9 protein-coding genes, 1 tRNA gene and 2 pseudogenes are annotated in these 13,200 nt (G+C 70.5%); 8 read left to right on the top strand and 4 right to left on the bottom strand.

Features of this window, described 5'->3' with window-relative positions; translation table 11 throughout:
- Together AC08OU_RS02985 and AC08OU_RS02980 are read left to right on the top strand one after the other, a co-directional pair.
- On the top strand, positions 1 to 123 hold a 123-nt coding region (locus AC08OU_RS02985), incomplete at its 5' end, for a DUF6508 domain-containing protein (protein WP_476599183.1).
- Positions 104 to 334, top strand: a pseudogene (locus tag AC08OU_RS02980) (recombinase family protein); the annotation flags it as partial. The gene AC08OU_RS02985 and the pseudogene AC08OU_RS02980, both read left to right, overlap by 20 nt.
- Before the next feature lie 465 nt (positions 335 to 799).
- Here the strand turns inward: AC08OU_RS02980 and AC08OU_RS02975 are convergent.
- Positions 800 to 934, bottom strand: a complete 135-nt coding sequence (locus AC08OU_RS02975; protein ID WP_462202632.1) for a hypothetical protein — start codon at positions 932 to 934, stop codon at positions 800 to 802.
- A 152-nt stretch (positions 935 to 1,086) separates the two neighbouring features.
- Positions 1,087 to 1,159 (bottom strand) — tRNA-Leu (locus tag AC08OU_RS02970).
- A gap of 247 nt (positions 1,160 to 1,406) precedes the next feature.
- Between AC08OU_RS02970 and AC08OU_RS02965 the strand changes: the two genes are divergently transcribed.
- From AC08OU_RS02965 to AC08OU_RS02945, 5 genes are all read left to right on the top strand, one after another.
- The gene (locus tag AC08OU_RS02965) at positions 1,407 to 2,006 is read left to right on the top strand and encodes an ANTAR domain-containing response regulator (protein WP_009399419.1); all 600 of its coding nucleotides are present in this window, start codon (positions 1,407 to 1,409) and stop codon (positions 2,004 to 2,006) included.
- 43 nt (positions 2,007 to 2,049) lie between these two features.
- On the top strand, positions 2,050 to 3,675 hold the full coding sequence (locus AC08OU_RS02960) for a branched-chain amino acid ABC transporter substrate-binding protein (RefSeq protein WP_476604265.1): 1,626 nt from the start codon (positions 2,050 to 2,052) through the stop codon (positions 3,673 to 3,675).
- Positions 3,676 to 3,978: 303 nt separating this feature from the next.
- Entirely contained in the window at positions 3,979 to 5,184 is a 1,206-nt protein-coding gene (locus tag AC08OU_RS02955) for a branched-chain amino acid ABC transporter substrate-binding protein (protein ID WP_462186173.1), read from the top strand.
- Between the two features lie 223 nt (positions 5,185 to 5,407).
- Positions 5,408 to 8,170 (top strand): DNA polymerase I, encoded by a 2,763-nt coding sequence (polA, locus tag AC08OU_RS02950; RefSeq protein WP_476604264.1) that lies wholly within the window; start codon positions 5,408 to 5,410, stop codon positions 8,168 to 8,170.
- Positions 8,171 to 8,424: 254 nt separating this feature from the next.
- The gene (locus AC08OU_RS02945; protein ID WP_476599175.1) at positions 8,425 to 10,485 is read left to right on the top strand and encodes a putative bifunctional diguanylate cyclase/phosphodiesterase; all 2,061 of its coding nucleotides are present in this window, start codon (positions 8,425 to 8,427) and stop codon (positions 10,483 to 10,485) included.
- A 27-nt stretch (positions 10,486 to 10,512) separates the two neighbouring features.
- On the opposite strand, the pseudogene AC08OU_RS02940 reads toward AC08OU_RS02945, so the two are convergent.
- A pseudogene (locus AC08OU_RS02940) lies at positions 10,513 to 11,351 on the bottom strand (M4 family metallopeptidase); the annotation flags it as partial.
- Between the two features lie 719 nt (positions 11,352 to 12,070).
- Between AC08OU_RS02940 and coaE the strand changes: the two are divergent.
- Positions 12,071 to 12,742, top strand: coding sequence for a dephospho-CoA kinase (gene coaE / locus AC08OU_RS02935; RefSeq protein ID WP_476599173.1), 672 nt, complete (start codon positions 12,071 to 12,073; stop codon positions 12,740 to 12,742).
- A 25-nt stretch (positions 12,743 to 12,767) separates the two neighbouring features.
- Here the strand turns inward: coaE and AC08OU_RS02930 are convergent.
- The coding region (locus AC08OU_RS02930; protein ID WP_476604263.1) for a UvrB/UvrC motif-containing protein at positions 12,768 to 13,200 on the bottom strand (433 nt) is incomplete at its 5' end.

The following is a 13,200-nucleotide window of genomic DNA, read 5'->3' as shown; positions in this document are numbered from 1 at the left end:
ACTAACTTCGATGCGGGCCTCCCGCTCGGTGCGGCGGATGCCGTCCGCGCCGCGACCGCGTTCGTCCGGTCCGACCGTTTCATCGAGGGCAACCTGGGCGGGTGTGTGGAGAACGGCCAGTGATGATCTGCTGGCCGAGGTCGCGTCGCCGGGCCGCCGGTTCGATGTCGTGATCTGCGAGTCGATGTCCCGGATCGCCCGGCGGATGTACGAGAACCTCTCGGTCGAGCGGGCGCTGGAACGCGCTGGGGTGCCGCTGTTCGCCTGGAACGAGCCGATTCGGCTTGATGGCCCGCAGGCGTCGCTGCTGCAGCGGCGGATCAACCAGTCCGTGGCCGAGTACGAGGTGTGGCCGCCGGATGGCCGGCACCCTCCGGCACGGCAGCCCCTATTACCAGTGCCGGCCGCGCCCGAACGACCGCGGCGGCGGACCCGACGCGTACGACGGGCATCCCGGACGTTCTACATCCGCGAGGACGTCATCCTCTACGCCCTCACCGAGTTCTACGCCGACCGGCTGTTCGGCCCCGACAGGACGAAGACCTACCTCGCTGAACTCGCGACGACGGGCGACCGGGAAACCGAGGATCGGCAGGCACGCCGCGTCGCCATGGAGCGCACCCTCGCGGACCTGCCCCGCCGCCAGCAGAACATTCTGCGCCAGGCACAGGACGCCGACCCCGACGACCCGTTCAGTCAGGGGCTGCGGAAGTCCTACAACGGGCTCGAGGAACAGCGGCGCGCCAAAGCCGCCGAACTGGAAACCCTCGACGCTGCCGCTGCGGACGACGTGCAGACCTCAAACCGGCCCACCGTCGACGGCGCCGCCCTGCTCGGCGCGCTGCCCCGGCTGCGCCTGAGCCTCCACGACGCCCCCGAGGAGATCCAGCGCGAGTTCTACGAGTTGACGCAGCTCACCGTCCAGGTACACCACGAGGCCCAGGAAGCCAGCATCATGATCAGACTTCAGGCCGACCGGATCGAGGCGGTGGCCGCTGTCGCCTCGGCGGCGCCGCCACCGGCACCAGTCCGGCTCACCACACGGAATGCATCCGCGTCGTCACTTCGGCGTGTGGATGCTGTACGTACCCCGGGTGGGATTCGAACCCACACTGTCGGTGGTTTGAGCACCGTCTCTCTGCCGTTGGAGTACCGGGGCCGGCGGGTGGAGCGTGTTGGATCAGACGTAACAGGGGCGAGTTGGGGCAAGTGGAACGGGCGGAGGAACCGGGCGGGACGAGGGCGAGGAGATCGCCGTCGAACCTGGCCGGAACCTCTCCTTGAAGACTCTATCCGGGTAGGGTGCGTTTCGACCTCCCGCCCTCCGTGCCCGGGGCGGGGCGGCCACCCCGATCGTCCGTCCTGTCACACTAGGGACGCACCTCCGAGACCAGGAGTCCGACTCGATGAGCCAACCCTCCTCGAACCCGCGCCGGGTTTTGATCGCCGAGGACGAAGCGCTGATCCGGCTCGACCTCAGGGAGATGCTCCAGGAGGAGGGCTACGAGGTGGTCGGGGAGGCGGGCGACGGCGAGATGGCCGTCAACCTCGCCGGCAAGCTCCGCCCCGACCTGTGCATCCTCGATGTGAAGATGCCGAGGATGGACGGCATCGAGGCCGGCGCGAAGATCGCGAAAGACCGTATCGCTCCCGTCGTCATCCTCACCGCCTTCAGCCAGCGGGAGCTGGTGGAACGTGCCCGTGAGGCCGGCGCCATGGCCTACGTGGTCAAGCCGTTCCAGAAGAAGGACCTGCTGCCCACGATCGAGATGGCGATGAGCCGGTTCACCGAGATCGTGAGCCTCGAGGCCGAGGTGGAGGACCTGCAGGGGCGCCTGGAGGCTAGGAAGATCATCGAGCGGGCCAAGGGCGTGCTGCAGACCGAGCACGGCATGACCGAGCCGGATGCCTTCCGCTGGATTCAGCGCACCTCGATGAACCAGCGCCGGACGATGCGGGCGGTCGCCGAGGCCGTGCTGTCGGGTGAGGCGTTGCCGGGCTCGTGACCTCCGTGTCCGTGACCTCCGTGTCCGTGATCCCGGAAGCCGGGTGAGCGATTCGTCGCGGGCGTCTCTCGCGTCGATGGCCGGTTCGATCGGGCGGTGGACCCGGGCCAGATCGCGCACCGGTCGCGGGCGCGCGGCGCTCGCGGCTCTCGCCGTCCTGATCCTCGCGGTGCCCCCGGTCCTGGGGTTCACGCTGGCCGCCAGCCTTGGCGCCGGCGATGACGCCGGCGTCATCCGGGTCGCCACCCTCGGTGTGATGGCGCCGCTGTCCGGGGATCTCTCCACGGACGGGGTGAGCGCGCGCAACGCCGTCACGCTCGCGGTCGACGAGGCCAACAAGTCCGGGGCCATCCCGGGCTGGCGCATCGAGCTGTCCGCCCACGATGACTTGTCCCGTCCGGACAGGGGAGCGCAGGCCGTGGACGCCTTCGTGGCGAACAATCAGGTCATCGGCGTGGTCGGGCCGCTGAGCTCACTCGTCGCGAAGGTGTCCTTGCCCACGCTGAGCGCCGCGGGCATCCCCGTCGTCTCCCCGTCGAACGCGGACCCGACACTGACCGATTCCGGTTCCCGGCCGCGCACCCGGCCCTTCCCGTCCTACTTCCGCCTGGCCGGAACGGACGAGCGCCAGGCCCGGGTCGCCGCCGAGTACGCGGTCAGGACGTTCGGCCGCAAGCGTATCGCCGTCGTCGACGGCGAACCGAGATACGGCACGACCCTGGGCGCCCGCTTCGCGGCGCGCGCCGCCGCCCTCGGCGCGTCGGTGACATCGGTATACCAGGTCCGGGGGGACGAGACGGATGGATCCGAGATCGCCGGCACCGCGCGGGCGATTGAGGAGGACGCCCCCGATCTGGTCTATGTCTCGATGGGTGCGGCCTTCGCCGGGAAACTGCGGGCCCGGCTCGCCGACGCGGGAACGTCGATCCAGGTACTCGGTTCGGACGCGTTGCTCCAGTCCCGCTACACCGACGAGGCGAGGTCGGCGGCCGACGGCGACCTGATCATCGGTCCGCTGGTCCCGCCGACTCGGCTGCCGTCCTCAGGCGCCTTCGTCGCGGACTACTCCGACCGCTTCGGGGGACCGGCGGATGACGAGGGCAGTACCCGCCCAGGGGCCTCGGGCGGCGTGGAATCGCCTGGCACGAGTGGGCGGCCGAGTGGGACCCTGGGCCCGCGGGGCCAGGAGGACCCTGCGGACCTGCGGAGCCAGGAGGATCCAGCGGAGACCGCCTCGCCCGGCCGGGGCGCCACCACCACCCCGAGTGCGGTCCACGGCATCTTGACACCGGCATCGGCACCGGCATCGGGGTCGGGCCTGGAGGAGGGGCCCCACGGGCCGCCGGCCGCCGGTACCCGCGGCACGTCCGGGGTGAACGAGCCAGCCGCGGAGCTGGAGCTGCGGCGGGCCGAGGCCATCCCCGCGGTCGCGGCCTATGCGTACGACGCCGCCAGGGCGATCATCCGCGCAGCGGCCACGGTGCTGCCGGGCCGGACGACCGTGGACGCGGCCACCAGGCACGACCTCGTGACGGCGATCGGGAGCGGCTCGTTCGCGGGGATCACCGGCTCCGTCGCCTTCGACCGCTGGGGGGACACCCGATCGCCCACGGTCGTGCTCTACACGGTACTCGGCGGCAGATTCGTCCCGTTGAAGACGGAGAACTGACCGACCGGCGATGACGCTGCGGCGGCTGCCGCAATGGCTGCGGCGACCGGCATCCTCCGACCAGGCCGTTGCGGGTTCTGCCGGGTCGTTCGCTTCTCCGATCAGGTCGTTCGTTTTCGGACCCACCGGCGAAACCTCCTTCAAGTTACGACACGCTCACGTTGCGCTTCCCTTCCACCCCTCCGAAGGTTACGTTTTCGTCACTATCCGATTTCGATCGGTTGCCAAGATGCGGTGGCGGCGGACCGGGTTCTGACGCCGAGGGGGCGGTGGCGGCAGCGATGTGCTGTGGGAGGGCGTGTCATGACGGGTCCTGGACGGCGACGGGGCGTGCCCCGACCGAGCGTGACGCGGTGGGGGGCCCTCGGATCCGTGGGTGTGCTGACGGCCGCGGCCGTCCTTGCCGGCTGCGGCGGTGGTGCGTCCGGTGACGACGGGAAAAAGGAATACGTCATCGGCTTTCAGGGGCCGCTCTCCGGCGACAACCAGCAGCTTGGCATCAACGCCTACGACGGGGTGCTGACCGCCGTCGAGCTGGCGAACCGGCGCAAGGATCTGCCGTTCAGGCTGCGCCTGGTCGCCTCGGACGATCAGGGTATGGCCGAGCAGGGGCCCACCGCCGCACAGAAGCTGATCGACAATCCGAAGGTCATCGGCGTCGTCGGCCCCGTCTTCTCCGGACCGACGAAGTCGAGTGAGCCGCTCTACAGCAGGGCCGGGCTGCTGTCGGTCAGCCCGTCGGTCACCAATCCGGCGCTTACCGACCTCGGGTTCACCAGCTTCTACCGGGTCATCGCCCCGGACACCGTGCAGGGATCCGCCGCCGCGGAATACCTCGCCAAGGTCGTGAAGGTGGACAAGGTCTACTCTCTCGACGACCGGAGCGAATACGGCACCGGCTTGTCCGGATCGCTCGAGAAGGCCCTGACCGGCCGAGGAATCCGCGTGATCCACGACGGCATCAATCCGACGAAGGACTACACGTCCCAGGCCACGAAGATCCTCGCCGAGAATCCGGATGCCGTGTATTACTCGGGCTACTACGCGGAACTCGCGTTGCTGACCAGGGCGCTGCGCAGCAAGGGGTACACCGGGAAGGTCGTCAGCGGCGACGGCGCGAACGACGACCAGCTCATCCGCCAGGCCGGTGCCGGCAACGCCGAGGGAATGCTGCTGACCTGCCCCTGCGGTGACCCGAACAGCGATCCTGCGGCGGCGGGGTTCGTCGCCGACTACAAGACGATCAACGCCGATGCGCGGCCTGGAACCTATTCCGGCGAGGCCTATGACGCCACGAACGCCGTCATCGAGGTGCTGCGCGGGCTCGGTAGCGGCGCGACGCGGGAGGCCGTGCTCGCCCGGTTCGGCTCGGTCGACGTTCCCGGGGTCACCAAGCGCATCAGATTCCGGAAGAATGGTGAGGTCGAGGGTTCGACGGTCTACGTGTACGAGGTCCGGGCCGGGAAACGGACCGTGCTCGGCCCGGTCAGCTCCCTCGTCAAACCGTGACCCTCGTCAAACCGTGACCGGACGAACCTGACCGATCGGCGGACCTGACCGATCGGCGGACCTGACCGATCGGCGGAGCGACGTGACGGAGCGACGTGGTCGACGCGTCGGTCCGCCCGCTCGCGGCGAAACTGTCCGACCCACGGCCTAAACTCGCCGCGTGTCCGTCACCACTTCGTCCCCCACCTCGTCCCCGTCCGGGAGCCCGGCAGCGTCCGCCACTGTGGCCACCGCGGCCACTGTGGCCACCGCGGCCGGCCCGGCCGCGCCCTCGCCGAGTCCCGCGCCATCGAGCCCCGCGAAGCCGACCCCGGCGACGCCCCGGTTGTTACTGCTTGACGGGCACTCGCTGGCCTACCGCGCCTTCTACGCGCTGCCGGTGGAGAACTTCTCCACCACCACGGGCCAGCCGACGAACGCGGTGTACGGATTCACCTCCATGCTCATCAACGTCCTGCGCGACGAGCGGCCGACCCATGTCGCCGTGGCGTGGGACCTGCCGACCCCGACCTTCCGGCACACCCAGTACGCCGAGTACAAGGCCGGTCGGGCTGAGACCCCGGCCGACTTCGTCGGCCAGGTCAGCCTCATCCACCAGGTGTGCGACGCCCTCGCGGTGCCGGGGGTCAGCGCGCCGGGATACGAGGCCGACGACGTGATCGCCACGCTCGCGACCCTGGGCGCGGCCGAGGGGATGGACGTGCTGGTCGTCACGGGTGACCGTGACGCGCTGCAGTTGGTCGACGAGCGGGTGACGGTGCTGATGACCCGCAAGGGCATCAGCGACATGGTCCGCTTCACCCCCGACGAAGTGCAGGCGAAGTACGGCCTGTCCCCGGTGCAGTACTCGGACTTCGCGGCCCTGCGCGGGGATCCCTCCGACAACCTGCCGTCGGTGCCGGGGGTGGGGGAGAAGACCGCCACCAAGTGGATCCAGCAGTTTGGCTCGCTGGCCGAACTGGTCGACCATGCCGACGAGATCGGCGGGAAGACCGGGGCGTCGCTGCGCGCCCACCTGTCCGAGGTCATCCGCAACCGTTCCCTGACGGAGCTGTCCCGTGACGTGCCGCTCGACGTCGTCCCCGCCGGCCTGCGGATGCGGCCCTGGGACCGGGAGGCCGTCCACCAGCTGTTCGACACGCTGCAGTTCCGGGTGCTGCGGGAGCGGCTCTACGCGGCCCTCGCGATCGCGCCGCCTCCCGCCGACGAGGGGTTCGAGATCGAGCTGACCGTGCTCGGGCCGGGCGAGGTGGCCCGGTGGCTCGCCGAGCACGCCCACAGAGCCGGCCGTACCGGCCTGCACGCCCGGGGCACCTGGGGGCGCGGCACCGGCCTGCTCGCCGGTCTCGCGCTGGCCGCGGCCGGCGGTGCCGCGGCCTGGCTCGACCCGACGCTGCTCACCCCCGCGGACGTGGCGGCGCTGGGCGCCTGGCTCGCCGACCCGAACCAGCCGAAGGCCGCCCACGACGTGAAGGGGCCGATGCTGGCCCTGACCGAGCTCGGCCTGCCGCTCGCCGGCGTCACCAGTGACACCGCGCTCGCGGCCTACCTGGCTCTGCCCGGCCAGCGGTCCTTCGACCTGGCCGATCTCGTCGCCCGGTACCTGCATCGCGACCTGTCCGCCGACCCCGTCCCGGGCGGCCAGCAGCTGACCCTCGACGGCTCCGGCGAGGCCGACCAGGCGCACGCGGACGCCGTGCGGGCCCGGGCCTGCCTCGAGCTCGCCGACGCCCTCGACGCGGACCTTGAACGCCGCTCCGCTGCCACCCTGCTGCGGGACATCGAACTCCCGCTGGTCACGGTCCTGGCCGGCATGGAGCGGGCCGGCATCGCCGTGGACTCCGAGCACCTGGCCGAGCTGCAGAAGCGCTACGGCGGCGAGGTCAGCGCGGTCGCCGCGCAGGCCCACGAGATCGTCGGCCGGCCGTTCAACCTGGGCTCCCCCAAGCAGCTGCAGCAGATCCTCTTCGACGAGCTGGGCCTGCCCAAGACCAAGAAGATCAAGACCGGTTACACCACGGACGCCGACGCCCTCGCCTGGCTGGCGGTCCAGTCCGACCATCCGCTCCTGCCGGTGCTGCTGCGGCACCGTGACGTGGCCCGCCTCAAGACGGTCGTCGACTCGCTGATCCCCATGATCGACGACGCCGGGCGCATCCACACCACGTTCAACCAGACGATCGCCGCGACCGGCCGGCTCTCCTCCGCGGACCCGAACCTGCAGAACATCCCGATCCGGACGGCCGAGGGGCGCCAGATCCGCCGGGCCTTCGTCGTCGGCGCGGGCTACGAGACGCTGCTGACGGCGGACTACTCGCAGATCGAGATGCGGATCATGGCTCATCTCTCGGGTGACGAGGGCCTCATCGAGGCGTTCGGCTCCGGCGAGGACCTGCACACCTTCGTGGCCGCCGAGGCGTTCGGCCTGCCGGTCTCCGAGGTCGACCCGGAGTTGCGCCGGCGGATCAAGGCGATGTCGTATGGCCTGGCCTACGGGTTGTCCGCGTTCGGCCTCGCCGGGCAGCTCGGCATCGCGCCGGACGAGGCCCGGGAGCACATGGACGCCTACTTCGCCCGGTTCGGCGGGGTCCGCGACTTCCTGCGTGGGGTCGTGGAACGGGCTCGCAAGGACGGCTACACCGAGACGATCCTCGGCCGCCGTCGTTACCTGCCCGATCTGACCAGTGACAACTCCCAGCGGCGGCAGATGGCCGAGCGGATGGCGTTGAACGCGCCGATCCAGGGTTCCGCCGCGGACATCATCAAGATTGCGATGTTGGGGGTCGACCGGGCGTTGCGTGCCGGGGGGTACGCCTCCCGGCTGCTGCTCCAGGTGCACGACGAACTCGTCCTCGAGATCGCGCCCGGCGAGTACGAGGCGATCGAGCGGCTAGTCCGGGCCGAGATGACCTCCGCGTACACCATGTCGGTGCCGCTCGACGTGAGCGTTGGCGCCGGCCGCACCTGGGACGACGCGGCACACTGAGCGTTCCTGTCACTGAGCGTTTCTGTACCCCGGATGTCATTTTTGTGCCGAATTATTCCGCTGGTTTCCCGGATTTCCCGTCGTATCCGGTATCGGTCGAGGAATTGTACCGAGCCGTGAAATTGTATCGGTGCCGTGAAATCGCATCGGTGCCAGGAAACTGCTGGCCGTGATGTCGGTCACGCCGGATCGACGGCTATGTTGGAAGGAAACCTGACCCGGTCCTGTCGCCGTCGTGCACCGTGATCTCTCGGATGCGGGGTCGCCGCGACACCCGGGGCGACGTCCCGCTCGGTGCGGTTCGTCTCCGTTCGGCCCGCCTGATCCGCTCGGTCCGTTCGGTCGGGCTCATCGCGGGTCAGTGCGGGAGGAAGCTGTTTTTGATCAGCGGGCGTACGTTCGCCGGCCGTCGGCGTTTTCTCGTGGTCACCCCTGCGATCGCGGCGGTGCTCTTCCTGCTCGCCGGGTGCATTCCGGGCTCCCCGGGTTATCTGCGCTGGGGAAGCTGGCTGGGTCTGGTGGTCGCGGTCGGCAACACTGTCGTCGGGCTGGTGGCTAACCCGAGAGGGCGCTGGATTCCGCCCGTCGCCGTCGCCTCGCTCGCCGCCGCGCTCGCCTTCGCGCTGGCGAGCGCGGCGCCCGGCCGGAACGCGGACACCTACCTGACCTGGTTCCCGGTGCTGTGCGCCTATGCCGCTCTGGTCCCCGTCGGCTGGGCCGTCGCCGGCACCGCGGCCGTCTGCGGTGCCGTCGTCGCCGGCGTCATCGCCCACGACGGACTGGCCGAGGCCGCCGCGCCCATGTTCTCCACCATCGCCGCCGTCGTGCTCGTGGGCGCGGTGGCGAAGGCCCTGTTCCGTGAGGGCCTGCTGCAGACCCGTTCCGATCCCCTTACCCGCCTGGCCAATCGGGGCGGGACGATGGAAATCGGGCAGTCCGCCGTTGCGAAGATCAACGCCGCGGGGAACGAGGCTGTCCTCGTCCTGGTGGACCTCAACCGGTTTCACGAGGTCAACGATGCGCTTGGTCACCTCGGCGGCGACCAGCTGCTGAGGATGATTGCCGAGACGTTGCCGACCCTGACCCCGAGGCCGGTGTTCGTCGGTCGGGCCGGCGGGGACGAGTTCGCGCTGGTGTTCCGCGGACCCGAGATCACCCCGGCGCCGCCCCCCTCATCCGCCTCGCCTCCCTCATCCGCTTCACCCGTCCCGCTCGGCCCGTCGGGCGCGCCGGCCGTCCGCGGCCCCCTGCCCGCGGCCCTAGCTGCCGGGCGGCGGCGCACCCTGGGTCGGCGGGTCCTCCGCCAGATCCAGGGGCCCTTCCAGGTCTGCGGGGTCGACGTCGAGGTGGACGCCTCGGTGGGCATCGCGGTGGCCCCCCGCGACGGCGCGACCATGGCCACCCTGATGAGCTGCGCCGATGCGGCTCTGCTGCGGGCCAAGCGGGTCGGGGAGAGCGTGGGCCTGTGGGAGGCCGGCATCGCCGGGGTGCGGCCCGAGGAGATCGCGTTGAACGCCCAGTTGCGCGCCGCGATCGGCCGCGACGAGCTCGTTCTGTACTACCAGCCGGTCCAGTCGGCTCGGACCGGTGGGATCGTCGGTGCCGAGGCGTTGCTGCGGTGGCGGCACCCGAGCCGTGGGCTGCTCCCCCCCGGCGAGTTCCTGCCGATCGCCGAGCGGTCCCCCCTGATCGCGGACCTGACCCGGTGGGTTCTCGACGAGGCGCTGCGGCAGTGTGCCGCCTGGGACGTGGGAGGCCTGCACCTGCCGGTGTCGGTCAATCTCTCCCCCCGGATGCTGGTGCTCGACGACCTTCCCCGGGTGGTCTCGGACTCGATCGCCGCGCACCGGCTGGCCCCCGACGTCCTCACCCTGGAGATCACCGAGAGCGCCCTGGTCACCCAGCCCGCGCGTGCGGCGACGATGCTGGGTCAGCTGCGCTCCCACGGCGTGGCGCTCTCCCTCGACGACTTCGGCACCGGGTACAGCTCGATGGAGATCCTCAAGACGTTGCCGTTCGACGAGGTCAAGATCGACCGGGGGTTCGTCACGGACGTCCGGGGGAGCCTGCCCGACGCCGCGATCGTGCGTTCCGTGCTCGATCTGGGACATCGCCTGGGGCTGCGGGTCGTCGGTGAGGGCATCGAGGACGAACGGACCTTGACGATGATGGTCGACCTCGGCTGCGACCTGCTGCAGGGAGAGGCGATCTCGCCTCCGCTGCCGGCGGAGCGCATCCGCGAGCTGCTGCGGGCCCGGGCCGCGAAGGCGGGCAAGGTGGTTCCGGGCGGTGACGTCCGATGCCGCCGGGCGTGATGGTCCGAATTACCCGGATGCGCGGAATTACCCGGATGCGCGGACGGCGATGCCGACGGCCTGCCACGCCTCGGAGACGGCCTTCCGCGCGTCCGCACCGAACAGCAGGCCGGCCTGGCGCACGGTCACCGAGGCGAATGCGCGGAACGTCGTGTTCGGCCGGATCTGCGGTGCGCGCAGGGTCTCGTACCAGATGTGGCCGGCCTTCTCCCAGGCGTATTCACCAAGAGCCGTCGCGGCGAGGTAGAACGCCTTGTTCGGGATGCCCGAGTTGATGTGGACGCCGCCGTTGTCGGCGGTCATCCGGACGTAGCGGTCCATGTGGTCCGGGCTGGATGTCGTCGCCGAGCACCGGATCGTCGTAGGCGGTCCCGGGGGCCTTCATCGACCGCAGCGCGACGCCTTGGACGGCGTCGGTGAGCAGCTCGTCGCCGATCAGCCAGTCGGCCTTGCTCGGCGGTCTGGCCGCGGACGTACTGCTTCACCAGGGAACCGAAGACGTCGCTGATCGACTCGTTGAGCGCGCCGGACTGGTTCACATACATCAGCGCCGCCTCGTCCTCGGTGACGCCATGGGTCAGTTCATGACCGATGATGTCGAGTGACACCGTGAAACGCTTGAACAGCTCACCGTCGCCGTCGCCGAACACCATCTGGCGGCCGTTCCAGAAGGCGTTCTCGTAGTGGTCGCCGTAGTGCACGGTGGCGAGCAGAGCCATCCCCTCGTCATCGATGGAGCTCCGGCCGAGGACGTCGGAGTAGAACGCGAACGTCGAGCCCAGGCCGTCGTAGGCCTCGTTGACCGCCGTGTCGTCGATCGCGGCGCCACCCTCCTCGCGAACCACCGCACCCGGCAGGATCTCGGTTCGGATGCAGCGCGGAGCCGACCCCGACGGCGCAGGACCGTCCGCGCCCCCAGCTGGATGATCGCTAACGTGAGGCTGCCGAGGATCAGGAAGGTCATGTTCTCGTCGAGCCAGGTGACAACGCCGTGCGTCCATGGCGTCACGGCACGCGCCGCCGTCAGGTAGAGGGCCGAGGACAGCAGGGAGCCGGGAACCAGGAAGCGCAGGAACCGGCGCAGCGGGACGTCGCCGGCGCCGAGCACCGCGTCCACCGCCGCGTTGGTGTTCAGCAGGCAGAACCACAGCAGCGGGCGCTGGGTGCCGCGGCGGGACAGCGCCGCCACGACGCGGCCGGTGCTGAGGCGCCGTAGGAGCACCGAGCGGATGTTGTTGCGGGCCAGATCGAAGTAGCCGACGTCGATCAGCCCGCGGAAGAACGCGGCGATCAGCAGGGCGGGGACGAACGGCACCGTGCCGCCGACCAGCAGCAGGATCGCCCACGTGGGTCGCAGCGCGACGAGCAGCAACGGCGCCGAATCGGCGAGCGCCGGTGCCAGGGCGAGGCCGAGGGCACCGAGACCGAGCAGCGTGCCGGTGAGCAGGACCGGCCAGAGCCGGTGCGCGACCGGGGCAGCTTCCATCCGCACAGTCTGCCAAGTACGCGAGCTGCCAAGTACGCGAGGGCGCAGACGGGCGGACCGGTCGGGTGGCTGGCTCCGGGAGCTGGCAGACTCGGCGATGTGTTCACAGTAGGTCTGACGGGTGGCATTGGTTCGGGCAAGAGCGCGGTGTCGGCGCGCCTCGCGGCCCGGGGCGCCCTGCTGATCGACGCCGACCAGGTCGCCCGGGACGTGGTGGCGCCCGGCACCCCGGGGCTCGCCGCGGTCCTGGCGGAGTTCGGCACCGAACTGGCGAACGCGGACGGTGGCTTGGACCGCGAGGCGCTCGGCCGGATCGTGTTCGCCGATCCCGCCGCCCGTGGCCGGCTCGAAGCGATCGTCCATCCGTTGATCCGCGAGGAGACGGCGCGGCGCATGGGGGAGGTGCCACCGAGCGGGATCGCCGTGCACGACATCCCGCTGCTCGTCGAGGTGCACGCCGAGGGGACCTACGACGTGGTGCTGGTCGTCGAGGCGCCGCGGGAGCTGCGACTGCACCGCATCGAGGCCCGCGGCCTGCCCCGCGACCAGGCGCTGGCGCGGATGGCGAACCAGGCCACGGACTCCCAGCGCCGGGCCGTCGCCGACATCGTGGTGGACAACGGTGGGAGCCTGGACGACCTCGACGCCCGCATCGAGGAGGTCTGGCAGGACCTGCTGGCCCGCCGCGACGCCAAGGCCGCAGCCAAGACCGGGACCGTCGCCACGGATACCGTCGCCAGCGGCACGGATACCGCCGCCCCAGCCGGCTGATCGTGGCAGGCCGGCGCTCACGGCATCACTGCACGCCGGCGGCGCCCATGCCACGCAGCTCCTTCTTCAGCTCGGCGATCTCGTCGCGCAGCCGGGCGGCCAGCTCGAACTGCAGCTCCTTCGCCGCCTCGTGCATCTGGTCGTCGAGCTGGCGGATGAGCTGCGCGAGTTCGTGGGAGGGCAGGCCGGCGAGTTCGGCGGCGTACCGGCCGGCGGCACCCTCCCTGCCGGCGCGCGACTTCATCCCCGGAACCGGGGCCTTGCCGCGGGACTGCGACCGGCCGCCGCCGATCAGCTCGCCGTCGGCCGACTCGCGAACCATGTCGTCGAGGATGTCGACGACCTTCTTGCGCAGGGGCTGGGGGTCCAGCCCGCGTTCGGTGTTGTAGGCGATCTGCTTCTCGCGCCGCCGGTTCGTCTCGTCGATGGCGCGGCGCATCGACGGGGTGATCGCATCC

This window comes from Frankia sp. CcMO1, assembly GCF_977945845.1.
This window is presented reverse-complemented; position numbering and strand designations above follow the sequence as displayed.